We start from the raw sequence: 24,108 nt of genomic DNA on the forward strand, positions 1-24,108 counted from the left end.
TGTTTTGCAACTGGCGGAGCGCTTCCATGCGTCGACTTTTCCTGGCGGGCCTGGCCGCCTTTACCGCGCTGCCGGCGCTGGCGGCGTCGCCCGCCGCGCCGCTGGCTCTGGAAACGATCATGGCCAATCCCGACTGGATCGGGCAGGCGGTGGAGTCGCCCTACTGGAGCGCCGACGGGCAGGCGATCTACTACCAGCTCAAGCGTGACGGTAGCGAGGTCCGCGACCTGTACCGCGTGGATCCGGTGACCGGCCGCAGCGAGAAGCTCGATCCCGCCGGCGTGGCCAACGCCGACGGCCCGTCGGTGTACGACCGCACGCACCGCTATGCCGCGTTCGTGCGCCATGGCGACGTATTCCTGCGCACGCTGGCCGATGGGCGCACCGTGCAGGTGACACAGACGGTCGAGGACGAATCGGCGCCGCAGTTCTCCGCCGACAGCCGCGCGCTGCAGTACCGCTCCGGCGACGACTGGTACAGCTATGACCTGGCCCGCGGCGTCAGCACGCCGGTGGCGGTGCTGAAATTCGCCGATGACCCGGACGGGAAAAAGACCGACGCGCTGGAAGACGAACAGCTCGAACTCTTCTCCACGTTGCGCCAGCTCAAGGCCGACAAGGACGCCGAAAAGGCCAACGCCAAGGCGCTGGCCGCGGCCGACCCGGGCCGCGCGCCGCAGCCGTTCTGGCTGGGCGACAAGATCGTGGCGGTAGACACCGAACTTTCGCCCGACGGCCGCTGGCTGCTGGTGGTCACGCGGCCGAAAGCCTATGAGGCGGGTCGCCAGCCCAAGCTCACCCATTACGTCACCGATTCGGGCTACGCCGAGGGTGAGGACACGCACGTCTACGTCGGCCACAACGAACCGGCGGCGCAGTCGCTCATGCTGCTGGACCTGCGCGAACACCGGCACTACGCCTTGCCGGTCGAGAACCTCCCAGGCATCAAGGACGACCCGCTCGCCGCGATCCGCGCGCAGACCGTCGCGGCCCTGACGAAGGCTGGCAAGGACGAGCAGGCCAAGGCGCTCAAGGCTCCCGACGTGCGCCCGGTGCGCATCGTCTCCAGTGCCGAGGACGGCGGTGGCGGCGGCATCGTGTGGAGCGCGGACGGCCGGAACCTCGCCATCCAGCTGCGCGCGATCGACAACAAGGACCGCTGGATCGCCAGCGTCGACTTCACGAACCACGCGCTGGTCAACCAGCAGCGCCTGCACGACGACGCCTGGATCAACTGGAACTTCAACGATTTCGGCTGGCTCAAGGACGGCCGCACCCTGTGGTACCTGTCCGAGGAGAGCGGCTGGTCGCAGCTATACGTCAAATCGCTGGACGGCAAGGCGAAGGCGCTGACGTCCGGCAAGTTCGAGGTCAGCCACCCGCAACTGTCGCCGGATGGCCAGTGGTTCTACCTGCGCACCAACCAGGTCGCGCCCTACAGCTATGACGTCTATCGCGTGCCGAGGGATGGTGGCGAACTCACTCGCGTCACGCGTTACCAGGGCATGGACGGGTTCGAGCTGTCGCCCGATGGCAGCCGCCTGGCAGTGCTGCATTCCTCGGCCTACGTGCTCGACCAGCTGGCCGTGCAGCCGGCCGCCGGCGGCACGCCGCGCGAGCTGACCCGCACGATGAAGAGCGCGTTCACTGCGCACGACTGGATCGCCCCGAAGATCGTCGAGGTGCCTTCCAGCCACGGCGCCGGCACCATCTACGCCAAGTACTACGGCCCCGCCGACGAGAACCCCGACACCAGGCCCGCGGTGATCTTCGTGCACGGCGCCGGCTACACACAGAACGTCACCGAGTCCTGGCCCTACTACTTCCGCGAGCAGATGTTCCACAACATGCTCGTGCAGAAGGGGTACGTGGTGCTGGACATGGATTACCGCGCCTCCGAAGGCTACGGCCGCGCTTGGCGCGACGCGATCTACCGTCAGATGGGTCATCCGGAGCTCGAAGATCTGCTCGACGGCAAGGCATGGCTGGTGAAGAACCACCGAGTCGACCCCAGGCGCGTGGGCATCTACGGCGGCAGCTACGGCGGCTTCATGACCGAGATGGCGCTCCTGCGCGCGCCGGGCGAGTTCGCCGCCGGCGCCGCGTTGCGCCCGGTCAGCGACTGGCGGCTGTACAACCACGAGTACACCGCCAACATCCTCAATTCGCCGGAGCTCGACCCGCACGCATACGCGATCAGCTCGCCGATCAACTTCGCCGACCAGCTGGCCGACCCGCTGCTGATCGAGCACGGGCTGATCGACGACAACGTGTTGGCGGCCGATTCGATCCGCCTTTACCAGCGCTTCATCGAGCTGCACAAGAAGAACTTCTGGATGTCGCTCTACCCGATGGAGCGGCACGGCTTCGTCCACGCGGACTCGTGGTACGACGAATACCGGCGCATCGAGGAGTTGTTCGACACCTATGTCAAGCCGGTCAGGTAAGGCGCCGCAACGTCCGTCTCCCGGAGGGAGAGGGAGCGCGGCGCCAGACGCAACCTAGGGTGGGCTTCGGGGCCCACCGGCGCCCCGCGGGAAAGGTGGGCCGAAGCCCACCTTGAGTCAGCGCCAGGCCGCGATCAGCAGCAGCACGAAGCCGATCATCGCGATCAGCGCGTGCACCACCACCAGCCACTTGGGCAGCGGCAGCTGTTTCCAGTGGTAGCCCAGGTTCATCACGATGCCGCCGGCGGCCGCCAGCACGAACAGAAGCAGGGCGAGCTGCGCCAGTCCCGGCAGGCCCGTGGTGAAGTAGTCGTAGACCAGCAACGTGACGGCCGCGCCGGCGATGAAACCGTGCCCCATCGCCAGCCAGGTCGGCGGGTGCGGCTTGCCGGCGAAGCGGATGCCGGCCATCAGCAGGCCACCCAGTGCGGCCAGCGCCAGCAGCACCGCCGCGGTACGCATGCTCAACATCGGTTCCATGGTCGCGCTCCTTTGCGGGATAGCGCGACGATCGTCGATCCGGCTGCGTGATGCCGGTGTCAGCCGTTCAGGCCGGCAACGCCGCCTCGTCGACCCGTTCCACCAGGCGCGTGAAACAGGCCGCCGAGGCTGGGTCGGCCGGCACGAAGCAGAACACCGTGGCGCCGTCGGCCTGGCCATCGCGGATCGGCAGGCGTGTCGAATGCACGCAGAAATGGCCCAGCCGCGCGTCGTACAGCGGCAGCTCCAGAGCGGACAGCGGCGCGGTTTCCTGCTGCTCCCACAGGCCGGCGAACTCCGCGCTGGTCTGCACCAGCGTCTCGACCAGGTCGTCGAAGCGCGGATCGTCCGGGTGCGCGGCGTGGCTCATGCGGAAGATCGCCACCAGGTTGGCCGCGCTGCGCATGAAATGCGGCTGGTAGAGCACCCGCCGCGGTGGATGCATGAAGGCGTTCCAGACGTGGTTGCGTGAGAACGGTCCGCGCACCGCCTCGAAGTCGAACAGGAAATCGGCGTAGCGGTTGTAGGCGAGCAGGTCGAACAGCGGATCGAGCACGAAGGCCGGGCCCTGGTAGCGTTCGATCATGCCCAGGATGGGCGCCGGCACCTGGATCCGGGCGGGTGCCGGTTCGGGCCGCGTGAGCCCGGCCAGCGCGAACAGATAGGCCTCGTCGCTGGACGACAGCGCCAGCGCGCGGGCAATGCGCGCCAGTGCGGCGGCCGAGACGTTGATCTGCCGTCCCTGCTCCAGCCACGTGTACCAGGTGAGACCCACGTCGGCGAGCGCGGCCACTTCCTCCCGACGGAGGCCGGGCGTCAGCCGACGCTGCCCGCGCGGCAGGCCGACCGCCTCGGGCGCCAGCGCCGCGCGCCGCGCGCGCAGGAAGGCCTTCAACTCGATGCGTTGCATGCGCGTGCTCATCGTGAGCCCCGGGAGAGGACGGGTGGTAGTGGGGGTACCAGCAGTATCGGCTGCCTGCCCATGGTAACCGCCGCCGGCTAATGTTGCGTGCCGGCGCACGCCTCGTGCGCGGGCCCGTCGCGGACATCCCCATCCGCCGGCCGCACCGGACGCTGTCACGTTGCTGCCTGTTGCCACGTCCTACGTGCGAAAGGTCAGCCCTTCGGTTCAAGCGCTCGACCGGGGCCGTCCCGACAATGCCCCACCTAAGGAGATCGGCATGTCGCTCATCACTCCGCCACCCGCCGCGCCCGACACCGACGCGCTCGTCGATTTCGTGGTGCATGCCCAACTCATGCTCGACCCGGCCACTCCCGAGCCGGTGCGCTGCCAGGCCGAGCCGCGACTGCTCGCGCTGCTGCCGACACTGCACGCGCTGGGCGTCTTCGAGCTGTTCACGATCCGCGATCCGGCGCTGGCCACGCTGGTGCGCGACGAACTGGCGGCGCGCCAGGCGCGCGCTGCCTGACTCTTGCCCGAACAAATGTCGCCGCCACGATATTTGCCTTGACAAATATTCTTACGGCAATAGAATGCGCGGCATGGAAAACGACTCGCTCGCTTACACCGCCCAGGAAAGCCTGGGCGTCCTGCTCGGCCTGGTCCGCTCGGAAATCGTGCGCGCGATGGAGGCGGAGCTGGCGGCACTGGGCGTGGAGCTGCGTTTCACCCAGTTCCTGATCCTCAAGCGGCTTGCCCGGCTGGGGCCGATGACCGCCTCGGAACTGGCCCGCGCGGTCGAGCTCGACGGCGGGGCCATGACCCGTCAGCTGGATCAGCTCGAAGGCAAGGGCTACCTGCGCCGCTGCCCGCACGAGCAGGACCGGCGCGCGCTGCGCATCGAGCTGACCGAACAGGGCAACGCGCTGTGGCAGCAGTTGACCGACTGCAACGAGCGCGTGCTGGAAGCGGCACAGCGCTCGCTCGGCGAAGCCGAGCGCCGGCACCTGCACGATTACCTGACGCGCGTGTTGCACGCGTTGCGCGACAAAGACTGACTCTCACCCGGAATCCCCACACATGCGTCTGCAACTCCTTGCGGCGGCCACCGCACTGACCCTCGTTCTGGCCGGTTGCGCCAGCAGCGGCGGCCTGCATCCGGACGGCAAGCTGCCCGAACCGTCCACGCTGAAGGCCCAGCGCAGCCTGGGCGAAGCCTCGCTCACGCCGGCCGCCTGGCCGGACCGGGCGTGGTGGAGCGGCCTTGGGGATGCGCAGCTGGATGCCCTGATCGACGAAGCGCTGGCCGGCAATCCGGGCCTGGCCGCGGCCGACGCGCGTGCCCGCGCCGCGCAGGCGGCGGCCGGCCTCGCCGACGCGGCGCGCCAACCGCAACTGGGCCTGGGTGCCAGCGTGGCCGGCGCCAAGCCGCCGTCGGGCCTGCTCGGCGAGAACGCACATTTCTCGGTCGCCAAGTTCGGCTACCTCAGCTTCGATTGGGGCCTGGACCTGTGGGGCGGCCAGCGCGCCGCATGGGAAGCGGCGCTGGGCCAGGCGCGCGCCGCAGAAGTCGAGGCGCGCGCGGCGCGCATCGAGCTGTCAGGCAACGTCGCGCGCGCCTATGCGCAGCTGGGCTACGCGTTTGCCCAGCATGACCTGGCGCAGGACGAACTCGAGCGCGCCGGCAAGGCACGCGAACTGACCGCCCAGCGCGTCCGCGCCGGCCTCGACAGCCAGTTGCAGCTCAAGCAGGGCGATGCCGAGGTAGCCACCGCCGAACAGCAGCTGGCGGTCGCCCAGCGCGCCATCGACGCGGCCCGCTCGGCACTGTCGGTGCTGCTCGGCAAGGGCCCGGACCGTGGGCTGGACATTGCCCGCCCGCAGCCGCTGACGCCCGACGCCGTCGCGGTGCCGACCGACCTGCCGGTCGAGCTGGTCGGTCATCGCGCCGACCTGGTCGCCGCGCGCTGGCGCGTCGAGGCGGCCGGCCAGGACATCACCGCGGCCAAGACCGAATTCCTGCCCAACGTGAAGCTGGGAGCCATGGCGGGTCTGCTCGCCATGGGCGGCAACCCGCTGCTCCGCGCCTCCTCGCTGTTCTATCAGGCGGGCCCGTCGCTCAGTCTGCCGATCTTCGACGGCGGCCGTCTGCGCGCGAACCTTTCGGCCAAGGATGCGCAGTACGACCTGGTCGTGGCGCAGTACAACCAGACCCTGGTCGGCGCGCTCAACGAGGTCGCCGACGATTACGCCGCGCAGCAGTCGCTGGCCACCCAGGTCGCGGCACAACAGCGTGCGCTGGATGCCGCCAACGACGCCTGGCGCCTTGCCGAGCAGCGCTATCGCGCCGGCGTGGGCAGCTACCTGGAGGCGCTCAGCGTGCGCCAGCAGCTGCTCCTCGCCGAGCAGCGCATGGCCGCGCTCAAGGCGCAGCAGGTCGATCTTTCGGTGCAGCTGATCCAGGCCCTCGGCGGCGGCTACCGCCCCGAGTCGACGGCCGGCCAGCCCACCGCCGACCAGCCCACCGCATCCACCCCCTCCGCCCCCGCTCATTCCTAAGGCTTCTCCATGTCCACCCAGCCTGCTTCCCAACCCAACGGCGCCACCCCTGCGCCGGCCGCGAAGAACAAGCGCGGTTTCCTGCTGCGCGCGCTCGGCGTGGTGGTTCTGCTCGCCCTGATCGGCTGGGGCCTGTGGTACTACTTCGACGGCCGCTGGTACGAAGGCACCGACGACGCCTACGTCAACGGCAACATCGTGCAGATCACCCCGCAGCTGCCGGGCACCGTGGTGTCGATCGGCGCCGACGACGGCGACCGCGTCAAGGCAGGCCAGACGCTGATCAAGCTGGACCCGAGCAATGCGCAGGTCGCACTGGCCGAGGCGAAGGCCAACCTCGCCAGCACCGTGCGCAAGGTGCGCGGCCTGTACAGCACCGTGACCGGTGCGCAGGCGGACGTCGCCGCGCGCAAGGTGGCGGTGCAGAAGGCCCGTGCCGACTACAACCGCCGCCGCGACCTGGCCAGGTCCGGTGCGATCTCGGCCGAGGAATTGGCGCACGCCCGCGACGAGATGACCGCCGCCGAAAGCGCGCTGAACGCGGCCACCCAGCAGTACCAGACCAGCAAGGTGCTGGTCGACGACACCGTGGTCGCCTCGCATCCGGACGTCCAGACGGCCGCGGCCCAGCTGCGCGCCGCCTACCTCGACGCGATGCGCACCACCATCGTGGCGCCGGTCGACGGCTACGTCGCCAAGCGCTCGGTGCAGCTGGGCCAGCGCGTGGCGCCCGGCACGCCGCTGATGGCCGTGGTGCCGCTCAACGCGGTGTGGATCGACGCCAACTTCAAGGAAACCCAGCTGACCGGCATGCGCATCGGCCAGCCGGTGGAAATCCACGCCGACGTGTATGGCGGGGACGTGACCTACAAGGGCATGGTGCAGAGCCTGGGCGTGGGCACCGGCAGCGCCTTCTCGCTGCTGCCGGCGCAGAACGCCACCGGCAACTGGATCAAGATCGTCCAGCGCGTGCCAGTGCGCGTGGTGTTCGCCGATCCGGGCCAGCTGGGCAAGCATCCGCTGCGGATCGGCCTGTCCACCGACGTGACGGTCAACCTGCACGACAAGCAGGGCCCGATGCTGGCGGTCGAGCCGCCGTCCAAGCCGGCCTTCAGCACCGATGTGTACGAGAAGCAGCTGCACAAGGCCGACGACCTGATCGCGCAGATCGTCCACGCGAACATGGCCGGCAGCGGCAAGTAATCCACCTGCAGGAGCGCCCCTTGAGCGCGACCGGATTTCGGTCGCGCCCAAGGCACTCCTGCAAGAGAGCGAATCCCTGCGATGACTACCCAATACCGTCCACCCAGCATGGCGCTCACCACGGTCGGCATTTCGCTGGCCACCTTCATGCAGGTGCTGGACACCACCATCGCCAACGTGTCGTTGCCGACCATCGCCGGCAACCTCGGCGTGAGCGTCAACCAGAGCACCTGGGTGATCACCTCCTTCGCCGTGAGCATGGCGATCTCGCTGCCGCTGACCGGCTTCCTCACCCGCCGCTTCGGCGAGGTGAAGCTGTTCATCTGGTCGACCCTGCTGTTCGCGCTGACCTCGTTCCTTTGCGGCGTGTCGCAGAGCATGGGCATGCTGATCGTGTTCCGCGCCATCCAGGGCGCGGTGGCCGGCCCGATGTACCCGATCACGCAGAGCCTGTTGATCTCGATCTATCCGGCGGCCAAGCGCGGCATGGCGCTCGCGCTGCTGGCGATGGTCACCGTGGTCGCGCCGATCGCCGGCCCGATCCTGGGCGGCTGGATCACCGACAACTATTCGTGGCCGTGGATCTTCTTCATCAACGTGCCGATCGGCATCTTCGCCAGCATGGTGGTGGGCAACCAGATGCGCGGGCGGGTGGACAGGACCGAGCGCCCGAAGATCGACTACGTGGGCCTGATCACCCTGATCATCGGCGTAGGCGCGTTGCAGGTCGTGCTGGACAAGGGCAACGACGAGGACTGGTTCAACTCCACCTTCATCATCGTTACCAGCATCGTTTCGGCGATCAGTATCGCGATCTTCCTGATCTGGGAACTGACCGACAAGGACCCGATCGTCGATCTCAAGCTGTTCCGCCACCGCAACTTCACCTACGGCACGATCGCGCTGGTCCTCGCCTACGCGGCGTTCTTCGCGATGAGCCTGCTGATGCCGCTGTGGCTGCAGCGGAACCTGGGCTACACCTCGACCTGGGCCGGTTTCGCCACCGCGCCGATCGGTGTGCTGCCGGTTCTTCTGACGTTCTTCGTGGGCAAGTTCGCGCCGAAATTCGACCTGCGCGCGGTGGCGTCCGTGGCTTTCATCGTGCTGGGCGTGACATGCTTCATGCGCTCGGACTTCTACATCGGCGTGGACTTCTACCACGTGGCGCTGGTGCAGCTGATCCAGGGCCTGGGCGTGGCATTGTTCTTCATGCCGATCCTGACCATCCTGCTGTCGGACCTGCAGCAGAACGAGATCGCCTCGGGCTCGGGCCTGGCGACCTTCCTGCGTACGCTGGGCGGCAGTTTCTCCGCGTCGATCACCACGCTGTTCTGGGAACGCCGCGCAGTGGCCCACCACGAGCAACTGGTCGAGCACATCACCGCGTACGATCCCGGCACGCGCGCGGCGATGGAGTCGATGGGCGATCCCCAGACTGCCGCTGCCATGATCAATCAGATGGCGACCCAGCAGGGTTACCAGATCTCCTTCAACGAGGTCTTCCACGTGCTGGGCTGGGTCTTCATCAGCCTGGTGCTGGTGATCTGGCTGACCCGGCCGCCGTTCCTCGCCAAGGCCGGACCGGCCGCCAGCGGCGGGCACTGAAAAGAAAGGCGCCCCGCGGGCGCCTTTCTCTTTATAGGGATGACAGCCGTCCGCGAATCCGGGCGGTGGGCGAAAGCCGCCCTCCGAACCGCTACGTCTCAGAGGTCGAAGCCGACGCCGACCAGCGCCATCGTCTCGCCGCGGTTGGGTCCGTTGAGCCCGCCGTTGGACACGTGCCGCAGCTGGAAACTCAGGTGTTCGCCCTGCCAGCCCAGCGTGCTGACGAACTGGTAATGGCTCGACAGCGCCTGGGTGGTGTGGTTGGTGCCGGCCAGCTGGAAGCTGAAGAACAGCGGGCGATACCAGGCATCGGGCGCGCCGTAGTGGAAGCGGGCGCCGGCCGCCAGCAGCGCCACCGAATCGCGGGTATCGAACTCGGCGTTGCGGTAGCGGCTCACGTCGCGATTGTCGATCCAGCCGGCGGAAATGTCCGGCGACCAGTCCAGCCGGCCGCTGCGTCCGATCGCGTGCGGCGCGAACGTCGCTTCGACGAACGCCGTGTTGGCGCCATGGTCGTCCATGTAGCTGCGCCCGCCCTGCACTTCCACGTGGGCGGCGGCCGCGGGCAGCGCGGCGAGGGTCAGGAGCAGCGTCAGCGCGCCGCGAAGACGCGAGGAGGCGGGGAGCATGTGGGAACCCTTTCCTGGGGCAGGCAAGTTCGTGTACTGAATAGTTTATTTTATCCCGTCGTCGTTGGGTGAAGCGCGCCGTGCATGCTGGCGAACGCTGTGTTCCACGGATCAGTCATAACGGTCGTGGCGATGGCGATGCCGAAGCCGGCCAGGACCCACCTGCGGGCGATGCCACTGACAGGCAGAAAGCGTTCGCCACAAGTGGTTCCCTGCTCGGGACACCGTTCAGGCGGTCTGCTGTTTGCCCAGTGCCTTGAGCCGCTTCTTCTCCTCACGCCGCTGCCTGCGCGCGGCCTTGCGGATCTTGCGGTCGTGACCCCACAGGTAGATGGCCGGCGTGCTGAGCAGGGTCAACAGCTGCGAGACCAGCAGGCCGCCCACGATCGCGATGCCCAGCGGCTGGCGCATTTCCGAACCGATGCCGAAGCCGATCGCCAGCGGCAGCGCCGCACCCATCGCCACCAGCGTGGTCATCGTGATCGGACGGAAGCGCACCAACGCCGCTTCGCGGATCGCATCGGGCGGCGCCAGGTTGCGCTCGCGCTGGGCGACCAGTGCGAAGTCGACCATCAGGATCGCGTTCTTCTTGACGATGCCGATCAGCATCAGGATCGCAATGATCGCCATCAGCGAGAGCTGGGTCTGCGTCACCAGCATGGCCAGGAACGCGCCCATGCCCGCGGCCGGCAGCGTGGAAAGAATGGTCAGCGGATGGCCGAGGCTTTCGTAGAGGATGCCCAGCACGATGTACATCGCAACGATCGAGGCCAGCAGCAGGATGAAGCCGTTGGACTTGGCCTGCTGCAGTCGCTGGTTGGCGCCGGTGAAGTCGACCCGGAAGCCGTCGGGCAAGTGCACCGCGAAGGCGGCCTGCTCGACCAGTTTGACGCCACGCTGCTGGTCCACGCCCTTGGCCAGGTTGTAGGTGACCGTGGCCGCTTCCAGCTGGTTGTGGTGGCGGATGCGCATCGGCGCGATGTTGGGCTCGATCCGCGCCAGCGCGGAGAGCGGGATCATCTCGCCGCGGCTGTTGCGCACGTGGATGTTGAGCAGCGACTGCGGGCTGATCGACTCGGCGCCGGCCGAGGTCAGCACCACCCGGTACTGGTTGATGTCCGAATAGATCACCGACACCGGGTTCTGCCCGAACGAGTTGTACAGCGCCGAGTCGATGTCGCCCATGCTCACGTGCAGGCGGCCGGCGGCTTCGCGGTCGACCTTGAGCATCTGCTGCTTGCCGGCCTGGTCGAAGTCACTGCCGACGTCGCGGAATTCCTTGTTCTCACGCAGTTGGCGGACCATCTGCAGCGTCCACGGCTGCAGGTCGCCGCCATTGTCGCTGACCAGCTGGAATTCGTACTGGCCGCCCTTGTCGCCACTGCCGCCACCGCCGAGGAACTGCGCGATGCTGAGCTCGACCTCGACGCCGGCAAGCTTGTCCAGCCGCTTGGAAAGGCGCTCGACCACTTCCTTGGCGCCGATGCGACGGTCGCCCGGCGCGTCGCCGCGCGGCTTCAGGTCCATGAACATCTGCGCCGAGTTGCCGACCGCGCCGCCGCCGCCGCCATCGCCACCGAGCATGGTGAGCATGTCCTCGACCGCCGGGTCTTCCTTGATGATCTTGGCCACCTGCAGCACGCGCTCGGTGAGCAGCTCCGGCGAGATGTTGGCATCGGCGGTGACCTGCGCCTGCAGCTGGCCGGTGTCCTCGTCGGGCATGAACGTGCCGCCGGCGGTCTTGCCTACGGCGATGCCCAGCAGCACGGTCAGCACCAGCAGGAGCAGCGGCTGCCAGCGCATCAGCCGGCGATGGTGCATCGCCCAATCCAGCGCGCGCTCGTAGCGCTTCAGCAGCGCACGGTCGAAATTCTCCACCGCGCGCTCGATGCGCCCGGGCGGCGGCGGGTTGGCCGGTTCGGCGGTCAGCAACCGGCCGCACAACGCGGGCGTGAGCGTTAGCGAGACGATCGCCGAGATCACCACCGCCGCGGTCAGGGTTACCGAGAACTCGCGCAGCAGCATCACCAGCATGTTGTTGCCGAACAGCAGCGGCGCGAAAACCGCCACCAGCGACAACGTGATCGACACCACCGTGAAGCCGATCTCGCGCACGCCGGTCAGCGCCGCCTGCAGCGGCGGCATGCCGTGTTCCATGTGGCGCACGATGTTCTCGATGACCACGATCGCATCGTCGACGACGAAGCCGATGCACAGGACCAGCGCGACCAGCGACAAGGTGTTGAGCGTGTAGCCGAGCGCCCACATCGCCACGAACGCGCCGGCCAGCGACAGCGGTACGCTCAGCGTGGCGATCAGCGTCGGTCGCAGCCGGCGCAGGAATACCAGCATCACCAGCACCACCATCACGATCGAGATCAGCAGCGCGACCTCCACCTCGTGCAGCGCCGACTTGGTGGTCTGGGTGAGGTCGAACACCGCGTTCATCTGCAGGCTGGCCGGCAGCGAGGCGCGCAGCTGCGGCAGCTTGGCGCGGATCGCCTCCACCGTTGCCACCGCGTTGGCCTCCGGACGCTTGCTGATCTGCAGGCCGACCGTGCGCGCGCTGCCGCTGGCGTCGGCGAACCAGGCACTCTGGTACTTGTCCTGCTGGCCGCCGTAGACGTGGGCGACGTCGGACAGGCGTACCGGCACGCCATGCTTCATGGCGATCAGCAAGTGGGCGAACTCATCCGGCGTCTGCAGGCCGTCGCTGGCGGTGACGGTCATCTGCGTGCGGCCGTCGCTCAGCGTGCCCTGCGGCGAGGTGACGTTGGCCGCGCGCAGGGCGTTGGCCACATCGTTGGAGGTCAGGCCCTTGGCTGCCAACGCGTCGGTATCGAGCTCGATGCGCACCGCGTGCGGCGTGCCGCCGAACACCTGCACCTGCGCCACGCCCTGGATCTGCGAGACGGCGGGCTTGAGCAGCGTGTCGGCCAAGTCGAACAGCTGGTCCTGCGGCATGCCCGAGGAGGTCAGCGTAATGAACAGGATCGGGATCTGCGCCGTGTCGAACTTGAAATACTGCGGTGGTCCGGGCATGCCAGAGGGCAGGTCCGGCGCGGCCGCGTTGATCGCCGCCTGCACGTCGCGCGCGGCACTGTCGGCGGTGCGGTCGAAGGTGAAGCGGACCATCACCGAGGCCTGCCCCTCGGTGGCGTTGCCGTACATCTCATCCACGCCCGGGATGCGGCCCAGGTGGCGCTCCAGGGGCGCCAGGATGGTGCTGGCCATGGTCTGCGCGCTGGCGCCAGGCTGGTTGGCCACCACGTAGACGCCGGGAAAATCGAGTGACGGCAATGCCGCCACGCCCAGCAGCAGGTAGGCCCACACGCCGGCGAGGGTGAGGCCAAGCGCCAGCAGCGAGGTGCCGATCGGGCGGCGGATCAGGGGGGCGAAGATGTTCACGGGGCGTCCGTACCGCGGGGAGGGCGCGCGGCAGGTGCCGCGCCGGGATGGCTAGCGTAGCGCGCTGCTGCCACGTGGTTCGTGGGCCAGAGGATGGGCAGGGTCATGCGGCACGTTATGCCGGGTGCTCGCGGCGGAGGATGTGCCTGAAGTCCGGCCCCTGCCGAAAGGCAGGGCCGGATGAGGCGGGTCCTTCCCCCGCCTGCGGAGGAAGATGCCCGACGGGCGGATGGGGCAGGCTCGCGGGAACCTCAACCCCCGGGCGTGTACCGCAGCGTCAGATACCAGCTGCGGCCTGGCTGGTTGAAGTAGTAGACCGTTTCGTAGTGCCGATCGAACGCGTTCGCCAGCCGTGCCTCGACCTGCCAGTCGCCCGCGAACGCGTAGCTCGCGCGCAGGTCGGCGGTCGTATAGCCACCCAGCCGGTGCCGGTTGGCCAGGTCGTCGTAGCGCGCGCCGGCGGCAAGTAGGGTGGCGCCCACGCCGAACGCGCCGAAGCGGCGGTCGAGCTCCAGCCGCGCGGTGCGCTCGGGACGGCGCGGCAGCAGATGGCCATCATTGGCACCGCCATCGCGGTTCTCTGGCCGCTGCAGCGTCAGGTAGCCTTCAACCCGCCAGCCGGCGAGCGCCGTTCCGGCCTGGGCTTCCAGTCCGCGGATGCGCGCGCGGCTGATGTTGCGGGGGAAGTAATTGGCATCCAGCGAGATCAGCTGGTCGATGGTGGTCTGGTAGGCGTTGAGCGCCCAGTGCCAGTCGTTCTGCTGCTGCGCCAGGCCGAGTTCGGCGCTGCGCGAGGTTTCCGGCTGCAGGTCCGGGTTGCCGCTGCCGTAGGGGTAGTACAGGTCGTTGAACGTCGGCGCGTGGAAGGCGCTGCCCCAGCTGGCTGACAGCTTGAGGCCGTGGTCGAACGCGTAACCCCACGCCGCCGCGCCGGTGGTATGACCACCGAACTGCTGGTTATCGTCGTGGCGAAGCGACAGCTGCATTTCGTGGCGACCGAAGTTGGCCTGGTATTGCACGTAGCCGCCGGTGTCGCTGCGGCTGTCGTCCAGGTAGCCGGTATCGCTGGACAGGTGCTCGCGCTGCCAGTCGACGCCCAGCGTCAGCAACTGGTTGTCCGCCAGGCTCAGGTCGTTCTGCCACGAGGCCTGGTTGCGGCGCGAGTTGCCGTAGCGCACGAACACGCCGTCGTTGTCGGTGTGCTGTTCGTCCAGGCTCTGACCGCCCGCCAGGGTGACCTTCCAGAAGGAAAGCGGATCGAAGCCCAACTGCGCGCCGGCGACCTGCTGGCGGTTGTGGTGCTGGTTGCCGTAGGGAGCGCCGTCGAACTCCGCGCGGCTGTCGCTGCGCAGCCAGGTCGCGGTCAGCTCCGTGCCGTTGTCCCAGCGGTAGCCGGCGTTGGCCAGGGCATTGCGGTTGCGATAGGCATCGGCGTCCGGCTCGTCGGTGAAGCAGCCGGCGAAGACCGTGCCTGCACCCACGCGGCAGGCGTTGATGCCGCGGGTGTATTGGCTGCCGAGGCTCAGGTTGTACCAGGCGTGTTTGTCGCCGCCGGCCAGCCCGAGTTGCCCGTCGGCGTAGTCGCGACTGCCGGCGCCCAGCCGCAGCGATGGCGCCAGGCCGCTATCGCGCGTTCCGTGCCGGGTGAAGATCTGGATCACGCCGCCGATCGCGTCGGCGCCATACAGGCTCGAGCGTGGCCCGCGCACCACTTCGATGCGCTCGATCTGGTCCAGCGGCAACTGGTCGAAGGCAGGAATGCCGGCGCTCACCGTGCCCACGCGCACGCCGTCGATCAACAGCAGCGTATGCGAGGAATTGGTGCCGCGCAGGAACAGCGAGCTTTGCTGGCCGAGTCCGCCAGCCTGGGCGAAGGTCACGCCGGGCAGGCCCTGGAGCAGGTCAATCAGCGAGACCGGCTGCAGCCGATCGATGTCCTCGCGGGTGATCACGCTGACCGACGACAGCGCATCGTCGACGGTGATCGCGGTGCGCGTGGCGGTGACGATGACCGGCGACAGCGCGACCGGATCCGAGGTGCCGGTCGCCAGCGCGGCGAACGAGCTGCCGCACAGGGCGACGGCAAGCAGTGTCTTCTTCATGGATGTGTGCGTTCCTTGGCCGCGCGCCCACGCACGGCCTCAAGCGTGGATGAGCTGGCGGCCGGAGGCAGGGGGAACGACGGGCAGGCGCGAGGCCACGCACGAGGTCCGGCCCGCCCACCGCAGGTCCACCAGGCAAATGCTTCGGGCCGGTCTCCGGGCTCGCGGGCGCAGGCTCTGTGCCTGCCGGACGGCGCCTTCCCATGCTCATGAGCACAGTGGCGTGGTGCCGTCCGTTCGACTCGCTTACCGTTGCGGGGGCAGCGCCGGCATTGTTGTGCATCGCACAACGCACCGGCTTCCCGTTTCATCCCGCCAGCTCTTGGGCCAGCAGGGACACCCGAAACCAGGCAATAGTAGGAATTTCAGCCCACCGGTGCCAAGCCCGCATCGCTCTGGAATTGGGATGGGAACGCTAAAAAAAAGTTGACATACCGTTACGGCGGGCGCTACGTTCCAAGAGCAACTCATCGCTTTGCGTGATTGCGGATCAGACAAAGCCCTGATCGGGGGGGCGGGCGATAGTTCCAAGCCAGCCAACGGGAAGCGGGGCTTTCGTCGGGGTCATCTGGCGTGCCGTCTGTGGGCACGTGAGCTTTTATTGGACTCGTTTCGAGTCGATCTGGGGAGATCTGTTAATGAATAAGCGTTACCTTCAGCACGGGGCCCAGCCTCGTCGCAGCGCTCTTACCGTGGCTCTGGCCTTGGGTTTGGGCTTTACCGGCCTCGCCTATGGTCAGGCCACGACCGGCAGCATTTTCGGTAGTGCGCCGGTTGCCGCGGGTGAAACCGTGGTGATCACCGGTCAGTCGGGCATCGCGCGCACGGTGACGGTGGACGAGTCGGGTCGTTACAGCGCCAATTCGCTGCCGGTCGGTATGTATACGGTCACGCTGATGCGTGACGGCCAGACGGTCTCGACCCGGAACAACGTCACGGTCAAGGTCAGCACCGGCACGGATGTTTCCTTCGACGGCGCCCAGAATGCGCAGAACCTGGAAGGTCTCACCGTCACGGCCAACTCGCTGCCGTCGATCGACGTCACTGGCGTCGATTCGCGCACCGTGATCACCGCCCAGCAGCTTCGTCAGCTGCCGCTGGCGCGCAGCGCCGAAGCGATCGCGCTGCTGGCACCGACCGCAGTCCAGGGCTCGAGCTTCTTCACCGGCCCGACCGGCAACAGCCTGGTTTCGTTCGGCGGTTCCTCGGTAACCGAGAATGCCTACTACATCAACGGCATGAACGTTACCGATCCGCTCAATGGTCTTGGCGGCATCAACCTGCCCTACGGCTCGATCGACCAGGAAGAAGTGCTGACCGGCGGTTACGGCGCAGCGTACGGTCGTTCCGATGGTGGCGTGATCAACCAGATCGGCAAGCGCGGTACCAACGAGTGGCACTTCGGCGCCCAGGCTCTGTACACGCCGGGCAGCCTGCGCTCGGATCCGCGCAACATCTACGTTCCGAGCAATGGCTCGCTCTACCAGTACCGCAACGACAACAAGACCTCCGAAATCGTCGAGAGCGCTTACGTTGGCGGCCCGATCATCCAGGATCGCCTGTACATGTTCGCCTCGGCCGAGGGTCATCGCACCAACGGCAAGAGCGTGGGCACGGCCGCAGGCGGCACCGAGACGGTCTACTCGTACAACGATCCCAGCTGGTACGGCAAGATCGACTGGAACATCAATTCCAGCAACGTGCTCGAGCTGACCGGCGCGTCCACCAAGACCAGCTACAACGGCAACATCTACGGGTACGACAACGACACCCGCACGATGGGCGACTACCTGTATGCCGATACGCATACGAAGACCGCCGCTTCTATGTGGATCGCCAAGTACACCGGTTACCTCACTGACGATCTGACTGTTTCGGCACAGTTCGGCAAGCAGAACACCGACCTGTACACCCAGCTTCCGGCCGACTTCAACGCGGACCTGATCGCGGTGCTGAGCCCTGATCAGCAGAATCCTGCGTACTCCGGCGGCGGCGCGGGCATCGGCAACACGCAGACCGTACTCACGACCACCGATCCGGCGCACCAGACCAAGGGCACGAACTATCGCTTGGACGTCACCTACGTGTTGGGTGATCACACCCTCACGGCCGGTATCGACAACCAGCGTACGCAGGATCTGTCCGATGGCGACTACATCCCCACGAACGCAGGCTACGCGTGGGAATACAACAAGCTGAACGATCCCAGCGCTGACATCAGCGAGGGCCAGGTCGATTCGCCGTCCAACTACCCCGGTGGCGCGGATGGTTACTACGTCGCCCAGTACCGCTTCCGTACGGCCGCTTCGGTTCGCGTGGAACAGCGCGCCCAGTACGTCGAGGACGCGTGGCAGGTAAGCGACAACTGGCTGGTGAAGCTTGGTCTGCGCAACGACCAGTTCACCAACTTCAATAGCGACGGCCAGGCTTACATCCGCCAGACCACGCCGCAGTGGGCTCCTCGCGTGGGCTTCAGCTGGGACGTCAACGGTGATTCGACGTTCAAGATCTACGGTAACGCGGGCCGCTACTACCTCGCGCTCCCGACCAGCGTGGCTCTCCGTGGTGCTTCCGGTTCGTACTACACCCGCGTGTTCTACACCTACACGGGCATCGACCAGGCCACCGGTTATCCGACTGGTCTGACGCCGATCAACACCATCAACGGCGTCGGTGCCGAGTTCTCGGAAAACAACGAGTACGGTCAGGCGCCGGATCCGCGTACGGTCACCGCCACCTCGCTGAAGGCGCAGTATCAGGATGAGTACATCCTGGGCTTCGACAAGCAGCTGAACTCGGCTTGGACCTATGGTGCGAAGGCGACTTATCGCAGCCTGAAGAACGAGATCGACGATACCTGCAATATCGAGCTCTTCACCGCGAAGGCCGAGTCGTTGGGTCTGGATACGGCGAACCTGCGTGGCTGCTACTTCTTCAACCCGGGTCGCGGCGCTACTTTCCAGGTCCCCGATGGCAACGGCGGCTTCGGCGAGATGTCCTTCACGAAGGAAGAGCTGGGCTTCCCGCAGGCCAAGCGCAACTTCTACGCACTGAACCTGTACCTCGACCATCCGTTCGATGGCACCTGGTGGGGCCGCGTCGACTACACCTACTCGAAGAGCTACGGCAACTCCGAAGGTCAGGTCCGTTCCGATATCGGCCAGTCCGACATCGCTGCAACGGTGGACTGGGACTACCCGTCGCTCATGGAATACGCGGGCGGCCTGCTGCATAACGATCGCAAGCATCAGCTGAAGATCTATGGCGGCTACCAGTTCACTCCGGAGTGGAACGTCTCGGGCAACATCGCCGTGCTCTCGGGCGCGCCGTACAGCTGCCTTGACTTCTATGGCCCGGATGGCACCGCCCCGGCCTACGCCGGCCCGTACTACCACTGGTGCGCGGGTCAGCCTTCGCCGTCCGGTACCGCCGGTCGCCTGCCGTGGCAGAAGATCGCCTCGTTCAATGTCGAGTACCGTCCTGCGTTTGCTGATCACAAGCTGGCGTTCAATGCCAACGTCTACAACGTGTTCAACAGCCAGGAAACCACGTACCAGTACGAGTACAACACGTCCAGCTATGGCCGTCCGCGTGGCTTCACCACGCCGCGGTACATCCGCTTCGGCGTGAGCTACGACTTCTAAGAGGTCGAGTGGTCGAAGTAAACGAGGCCGGGACGAAAGTCCCGGCCTTTTTTTTGCAGCCCGGGAAGCGCGGCCTGATTTCGGCGAAAGCAACAGGCAGCGCCTGAATAGCCGACCACGCGCTTAATACTTGATGCGGCTGTTCATGCCCTGGATGACTTGGAGCTCGGTCGGCTCGTCCCTTACCGCGTGCCTGGTGGATGCGTACCGGGGCGATAACCTCGCCGGAGAAACAACCCTGGATCATTCGCGCACCATCAAGCGGACTGCGGAAGACCCGGCCGCTCCGAATGCGCGTGATTGTCAGGCGCCGCGTTGTTGCGCAATATCGGTCGTCGAGTGGCAATGCTCAGTAACGCTCCGCAGCCCACGCTGCCGCCCAAGGGAACGAGGAGGAGTCATGCGCTTCCACCGTCAGATGATTCTTGCGCAGCTGTTGTGGCTGCTCTGCGTCGCCAGCTGCGAAGCCTCCAAACCGTTCGGACCGGGATTGACCACGTTGTTCAAGGAGGCCCACTCGCAGAAGAGCGACTTGGCCAGGTACCAATACCTGTCACATGCGTTGCTCACGAGCCCGCCCGGGGAATACAGCTTCGCGTTGCAGTTGTATGCCTTTACCGAGAACGAGCTCGGCCTCTATAACGAAGCGTTGCGGGACTATCCGCTGCGCAGCGCGCCGATAGCCGGGTTGACGCTGCCCAGCCCCGCCGCGTGGCAACCGGCAGACGCCGCCGACGCTATCGCCGAAGCGGCCACCGGCCATCGCCTGGTAATGATCAACGAGGCCCACCATGACGCGCACACGAGACAACTGACGCTACTGCTGCTTCCGAAATTACGAGCCGCCGGATTCAAGTATTTCGCCGCCGAGGCGCTGGGACCGGACGATGCCTTGGAGAAACGCGGCTACCCGACCTCCGCCAGCGGATCGGAGTATCTCCACGAGCCTCTATATGGCGAAATCATTCGCGAGGCCATACGCCTGGGCTATACGATCGTCCCCTACGACTCCTCGCAGCGCGATGTTCAGAAACGTGAGGAGGATCAGGCTCGAAACCTGTTTGATTCGATTTTTCGCAAGGATGCGTCAGCGCGAGTTTTCGTGCACGCAGGGTATGCCCATATCGACAAGAAAGAGGGGCGGTTGGGCAATGTGCGACCCATGGGGATGCTGCTCGGAAACATGATCGGAGAACAGCCTTTCTCAATCGACCAGACCCAATTCCGCGAACAATTTCCAAATATCGATCAGCAGTACCTGCAGCTTATCCGCACCTTTCGTCCGAAGGGACCTACGGTGCTCGTAAACAAAAATGGCGGGCGCATCTGGGCGGCTGCGCCAGCCCAATACGACGTCAGCGTTATCCTTCCCTCGGAGCGCAAATCCGCACTCGATAGCGGTTCGTTGCGAAGCCAGGTCATTATCCGGGACGCCAACCAGCCTTTTCCGATGACTGCGCACATAGTCAACACGCAGCGGCCGGACTGGATGGACCTTGGCGGGCAGCGGCGCCCGTACCCGATACGTACCCAGTTGTGCAAGGCGGTGATTCCTTGTGTCGTCGAGGCGCGTTATCAGGGGGAAAATGATCAAGCAATACCCGCGGACAGGTACGCTTTTATCCACCCGAATTCGGCTGCTGACTTGTATCTATTTCCTGGGCAATATCGACTTTCCGCCCGTGGCCCACAAGGCAAGTTACTGTCGGACCGGACAATTTCCGTGGACCATTAAGCAAGCCCCTGCGGCCCGTGCGGCCGAGTCCGGTGGACGATACCTCTTGTGACAACTGCGTGAAGATCGGCTTGCTGCAATGCCCGTCTCACTGCTAAAGAGATGATAAAAAAAAGTTGACACGTCGTCGGACGCGGCGCTAGGTTGGGAATTGCAGTGGGTGGCTAAGTGGTTGAGGCTGGTGCGCTGTTTTGCCGGTTTCCAATTGCGCGTGGGTCCAGTTCTCTTTGTGCTTGCCTTTCGAGCCCGGAAACGGGCGATCTGGGGAGATCTCATAATGAACGAGCGACACATCACGCGGGGGGCCATGCCCCGCCGCACAACCCTGACGGTTGCGCTTGCCATGGGGTTGGGTTTCACCGGCTTTGCCTTCGGCCAAGCCACCACCGGCAGCATCTTCGGCACCGCGCCGGTCGCCGCCGGCGAAACGGTCCTGGTCCAGGGAGCCAACGGCGCCAGCCGCGAAGTCGCCGTGGACGAAAGCGGCCGCTATTCGGTCACCGTGCCCGTAGGTCGGTACACGGTCACGCTGCGCAAGGACGGGCAGGTGCTGGCGACCCAGGAGAACGTTGCCGTATCACCCGGCGGCGGTACGCAGGTGCCCTTCGCTGCTGCGACCGCGGAGAACGCGCAGAACCTGGGCACCGTGCAGGTGGTGGCCAGCGCGCTGCCCGCGATCGATGTTACAAGCGTCAACTCCAGCACCATCATCACCGCCGCAGACCTTGCCAAGCTTCCGGTCACGCGTAACGCGGAGTCGATTGCGTTGCTTGCTCCTGGCACGGTCAAAGGTAGCGGCTACTTCGCGAATGCCGTCGCGTTCGGCGGTTCCAGCGTGTCCGAGAACGCGTACTACGTGAACGGATACAACACGGGCGAGCCCTACCGCAATATCGGCGGTTTCCAGTTGCCCTATGGCGCGATCGACCAGCAGGAAACCTTGACCGGCGGCTACAGCGCTAAATACGGGCGCTCAGACGGCGGTGTCATCAACCAGATCGGCAAGCGAGGCACCAACGAGTGGCATTTCGGCGCCCAGGTGGTCTGGCAGCCGCGCTCTCTCCAGGCGAGCCCTCGCAACAACTATTACGGGAACCCCGCCGTACCGTCCGCGATCCCCAACGCCAACAGCGCCGACGGCCTGACCCATTATGAATTGGAAGATCCAAGCAAGCCGGGCACGCTGCACCAGTACCGCAACGACAACAAGGAATGGGAAACCGTCTACTCGGCTTACGTCGGCGGTCCGCTGATTCAGGACAAGCTGTTCATGTTCCTGGCTGGCGAGATCACGAGGAACCATTCGACCAACGTGGAAACGGATGACCTGGCCAAGGTCCAGTACAACCAGGACAGGAATACCAAGTTCTACGGAAAGCTGGATTGGAACATCACCGACAACAATGTCTTCGAGCTCACCGCGCTAAAGAACAACAATAACACCGGTGCCGGCCGCACCTACGATTTCAACTACGACACGCTGCAGTCCGGCGATTTCGTCACGACCAACGATGTAGTCAAGAACGATGCGACCTTCTACATCGGTCACTTCACAAGCTACATCACCGACAACGCGACGCTGAGCGTCCTGTACGGCAAGGCCGACTTCAAGGGCCCGACGATCTACGGTCGGGGCGCGGACAGCGGGCTGCCTTTCATCTCGCGCTCGTACAACCAGGACCCGGCGCTCAACGGCGGTACGCCCATCGTAAACGGCCAGACCAACGTCTCCTGGTTCTCCGATAACGCGAAAGATTCCACGCGCGGCCTGCGCATCGACTTCGACTACCGCCTGGGCGACCATGACCTGTCGGCAGGTATCGACAACATGCACTACGCGGCAAAGAACCGCGGCCAGAACCAGCAGAACCCGTTCAATCCGGACCTGAACTACTACTGGCGCTACTATCCGGGCTACGTTCAGAAGCGCGAGATCGGCTGGGAAACCAGCATGTCGATGTCGCAGAAGGCCTGGTACCTGCAGGATGCCTGGCAGGTGACCTCGAACGTGCTGCTGAACATCGGTCTTCGCAACGACCACTTCACCAACTTCAACGACGTGGGCGAAGCCTTCGTCGACGAGAAGAACCAGTGGGAGCCGCGCATCGGCGTCAGCTGGGACGTGAACGGCGATTCCTCGCTCAAGATCTATGGCAACGTCGGTCGCTACTACCTGGCGCTTCCCGACAACGCCGCCGAGCGCGCCGCGAACGCGTCCACATTCCTGACCACCACGTACTACTACACCGGCATCGATGAGAACGGCATACCGACGGGCCTGACCATTCGTACGCCCGAGACCTCGCCCGATGGCGAATACGGCGATCCGAAAGATCCGCAGCAGGTCACCGCGCGCAACCTGAAGCCGGAATACCTGGACGAGTACATCGCCGGCTTCGACATGCAGCTCAACGATGAGTGGACGTTCGGCGCCAAGGCGATGTGGCGCGACCTTAAAAGCGCCATCGACGACGAATGCTCGCCCAGCCGCATCGAGGACAAGATGCGCAGCCTGGGGCTGATCACGACGACGGAGGATTTCGATTCTGCCTCCGGTTACTACAACTCGCTGTATGGCTCTGCGTACTGCCGTCTGATCAACCCGGGCCAGACCAACAACATGCTCATCGTCGCGGACGATGGTGCGAGCAGCGTCCTCGTCCCGATGTCCAAGGAAGACTGGGGATACTCGCAAGGCGTCAAGCGCAAGGTCGGTTCCTTGAACCTGTACCTGGAGCACCCGTTCGACGGCAAGTGGCAGGCGCGCGTCGACTACACCTACACCCATGGTTTCGGCAATACCGAAGGCCAGGTACGCTCCGACTTCGGTCAGCAGGACGTGTCCAAGACCGAGGACTGGGATTCGGCCGAGTTGATGGATGGCCAGAACGGCGAGCTGATCAATGTGCGCAAGCACCAGATCCGCATCCGCGGCGCATACCAGATCAGTCCGGAATGGTTGATCTCCGGTACCCTGCTGGCCCAGTCTGGCGTGCCGAAGGAGTGCCTGGGCTACTACGGGCCGGATGGCGTCGGTGACCCGACCGGATACAACGCCGGCGGCAGCGGCAACTACCACTGGTGTCACGGCATCCGCATGCCCCCAGGTTCGACCGGGCATACACCCTGGACCAAGCCGCTAAACCTCGGCATCCACTACTCGCCGAGCTTCGCCGACCACAAGCTGGGCATCAACCTGGACATCTTCAACGTCTTCAACGAGCAGAAGGCGGCCCAGACCGACCCAGCGGGCGAGGCGGCTTACAACGGCGGCGTCGATGCCGATGGCAACACGGTTCCGGACATCGTCTACGTGAACAATTCCTACGGCGACGCGCTCTTCTACGAAGAGCCCCGGACCATTCGGCTTTCGGTAACCTACGACTACTGACGAA

General features: G+C 65.7%; 14 protein-coding genes and 1 riboswitch. Of the genes, 9 read left to right on the top strand and 5 right to left on the bottom strand.

The features are described from left to right. Window positions 1-26 precede the first annotated feature (26 nt). Window positions 27-2,447, top strand: a complete 2,421-nt coding sequence (locus ACFWZ1_RS00695) for a S9 family peptidase (RefSeq protein ID WP_439665077.1) — start codon at window positions 27-29, stop codon at window positions 2,445-2,447. A 117-nt stretch (window positions 2,448-2,564) separates the two neighbouring features. Here the strand turns inward: ACFWZ1_RS00695 and ACFWZ1_RS00700 are convergent, their stop codons facing one another. Then, entirely contained in the window at window positions 2,565-2,927 is a 363-nt protein-coding gene (locus ACFWZ1_RS00700; protein WP_439665078.1) for a hypothetical protein, read from the bottom strand. A gap of 67 nt (window positions 2,928-2,994) precedes the next feature. Continuing rightward, window positions 2,995-3,849, bottom strand: a complete 855-nt coding sequence (locus ACFWZ1_RS00705) for a helix-turn-helix transcriptional regulator (RefSeq protein WP_439665079.1) — start codon at window positions 3,847-3,849, stop codon at window positions 2,995-2,997. A 259-nt stretch (window positions 3,850-4,108) separates the two neighbouring features. On the opposite strand from ACFWZ1_RS00705, the gene ACFWZ1_RS00710 reads away from it, so the two are divergent. From ACFWZ1_RS00710 to ACFWZ1_RS00730, 5 genes are all read left to right on the top strand, one after another. After that, complete coding sequence (locus ACFWZ1_RS00710) at window positions 4,109-4,357, top strand: hypothetical protein (RefSeq protein WP_231322693.1); 249 nt, start codon at window positions 4,109-4,111, stop codon at window positions 4,355-4,357. Between the two features lie 73 nt (window positions 4,358-4,430). Then, window positions 4,431-4,886 (top strand): MarR family winged helix-turn-helix transcriptional regulator, encoded by a 456-nt coding sequence (locus tag ACFWZ1_RS00715; protein WP_231322695.1) that lies wholly within the window; start codon window positions 4,431-4,433, stop codon window positions 4,884-4,886. Window positions 4,887-4,908: 22 nt separating this feature from the next. Continuing rightward, window positions 4,909-6,387: an efflux transporter outer membrane subunit gene (locus tag ACFWZ1_RS00720; protein ID WP_439665080.1), complete on the top strand. Its 1,479-nt coding sequence runs from the start codon at window positions 4,909-4,911 to the stop codon at window positions 6,385-6,387. 9 nt (window positions 6,388-6,396) lie between these two features. After that, the gene (locus ACFWZ1_RS00725) at window positions 6,397-7,590 is read left to right on the top strand and encodes an HlyD family secretion protein (protein ID WP_439665081.1); all 1,194 of its coding nucleotides are present in this window, start codon (window positions 6,397-6,399) and stop codon (window positions 7,588-7,590) included. 81 nt (window positions 7,591-7,671) lie between these two features. Continuing rightward, window positions 7,672-9,195: a DHA2 family efflux MFS transporter permease subunit gene (locus ACFWZ1_RS00730; protein WP_231322700.1), complete on the top strand. Its 1,524-nt coding sequence runs from the start codon at window positions 7,672-7,674 to the stop codon at window positions 9,193-9,195. Between the two features lie 98 nt (window positions 9,196-9,293). Here the strand turns inward: ACFWZ1_RS00730 and ACFWZ1_RS00735 are convergent, their stop codons facing one another. From ACFWZ1_RS00735 to btuB, 3 genes are all read right to left on the bottom strand, one after another. Beyond that, window positions 9,294-9,824: an acyloxyacyl hydrolase gene (locus ACFWZ1_RS00735; RefSeq protein WP_439665082.1), complete on the bottom strand. Its 531-nt coding sequence runs from the start codon at window positions 9,822-9,824 to the stop codon at window positions 9,294-9,296. A 228-nt stretch (window positions 9,825-10,052) separates the two neighbouring features. Beyond that, window positions 10,053-13,232 (bottom strand): efflux RND transporter permease subunit, encoded by a 3,180-nt coding sequence (locus ACFWZ1_RS00740; RefSeq protein ID WP_231322705.1) that lies wholly within the window; start codon window positions 13,230-13,232, stop codon window positions 10,053-10,055. Window positions 13,233-13,483: 251 nt separating this feature from the next. Further along, window positions 13,484-15,334: a TonB-dependent vitamin B12 receptor gene (btuB, locus tag ACFWZ1_RS00745; protein ID WP_439665083.1), complete on the bottom strand. Its 1,851-nt coding sequence runs from the start codon at window positions 15,332-15,334 to the stop codon at window positions 13,484-13,486. Between the two features lie 130 nt (window positions 15,335-15,464). After that, window positions 15,465-15,693, bottom strand: a riboswitch (cobalamin riboswitch). Window positions 15,694-15,972: 279 nt separating this feature from the next. Between btuB and ACFWZ1_RS00750 the strand changes: the two genes are divergently transcribed. From ACFWZ1_RS00750 to ACFWZ1_RS00760, 3 genes are all read left to right on the top strand, one after another. Next, a complete protein-coding gene (locus tag ACFWZ1_RS00750; RefSeq protein WP_439665084.1) occupies window positions 15,973-18,978 on the top strand; it encodes a TonB-dependent receptor in 3,006 nt (1,001 codons plus the stop codon). 400 nt (window positions 18,979-19,378) lie between these two features. Beyond that, a complete protein-coding gene (locus ACFWZ1_RS00755; RefSeq protein ID WP_439665085.1) occupies window positions 19,379-20,713 on the top strand; it encodes a hypothetical protein in 1,335 nt (444 codons plus the stop codon). A gap of 307 nt (window positions 20,714-21,020) precedes the next feature. Further along, window positions 21,021-24,104 carry a TonB-dependent receptor gene (locus tag ACFWZ1_RS00760; protein ID WP_231322715.1) on the top strand — a complete coding sequence of 1,028 codons (3,084 nt, stop codon included), beginning with the start codon at window positions 21,021-21,023 and terminating at the stop codon, window positions 24,102-24,104. Window positions 24,105-24,108 lie beyond the last annotated feature (4 nt).

It is taken from the genome of Frateuria sp. GZRe14 (genome assembly GCF_051900395.1).
GTDB lineage: Bacteria > Pseudomonadota > Gammaproteobacteria > Xanthomonadales > Rhodanobacteraceae > Frateuria_A > Frateuria_A edaphi.

What these genes read in the sequence shown, in the direction of transcription:
- ACFWZ1_RS00695 (WP_439665077.1), top strand. Translation starts at nt 27, where the DNA reads ATGCGTCGACTTTTCCTGGCGGGCCTGGCCGCCTTTACCGCGCTGCCG.
- ACFWZ1_RS00700 (WP_439665078.1), bottom strand. Translation starts at nt 2,927, where the DNA reads ATGGAACCGATGTTGAGCATGCGTACCGCGGCGGTGCTGCTGGCGCTG.
- ACFWZ1_RS00705 (WP_439665079.1), bottom strand. Translation starts at nt 3,849, where the DNA reads ATGAGCACGCGCATGCAACGCATCGAGTTGAAGGCCTTCCTGCGCGCG.
- ACFWZ1_RS00710 (WP_231322693.1), top strand. Translation starts at nt 4,109, where the DNA reads ATGTCGCTCATCACTCCGCCACCCGCCGCGCCCGACACCGACGCGCTC.
- ACFWZ1_RS00715 (WP_231322695.1), top strand. Translation starts at nt 4,431, where the DNA reads ATGGAAAACGACTCGCTCGCTTACACCGCCCAGGAAAGCCTGGGCGTC.
- ACFWZ1_RS00720 (WP_439665080.1), top strand. Translation starts at nt 4,909, where the DNA reads ATGCGTCTGCAACTCCTTGCGGCGGCCACCGCACTGACCCTCGTTCTG.
- ACFWZ1_RS00725 (WP_439665081.1), top strand. Translation starts at nt 6,397, where the DNA reads ATGTCCACCCAGCCTGCTTCCCAACCCAACGGCGCCACCCCTGCGCCG.
- ACFWZ1_RS00730 (WP_231322700.1), top strand. Translation starts at nt 7,672, where the DNA reads ATGACTACCCAATACCGTCCACCCAGCATGGCGCTCACCACGGTCGGC.
- ACFWZ1_RS00735 (WP_439665082.1), bottom strand. Translation starts at nt 9,824, where the DNA reads ATGCTCCCCGCCTCCTCGCGTCTTCGCGGCGCGCTGACGCTGCTCCTG.
- btuB (WP_439665083.1), bottom strand. Translation starts at nt 15,334, where the DNA reads ATGAAGAAGACACTGCTTGCCGTCGCCCTGTGCGGCAGCTCGTTCGCC.
- ACFWZ1_RS00750 (WP_439665084.1), top strand. Translation starts at nt 15,973, where the DNA reads ATGAATAAGCGTTACCTTCAGCACGGGGCCCAGCCTCGTCGCAGCGCT.
- ACFWZ1_RS00755 (WP_439665085.1), top strand. Translation starts at nt 19,379, where the DNA reads ATGCGCTTCCACCGTCAGATGATTCTTGCGCAGCTGTTGTGGCTGCTC.
- ACFWZ1_RS00760 (WP_231322715.1), top strand. Translation starts at nt 21,021, where the DNA reads ATGCCCCGCCGCACAACCCTGACGGTTGCGCTTGCCATGGGGTTGGGT.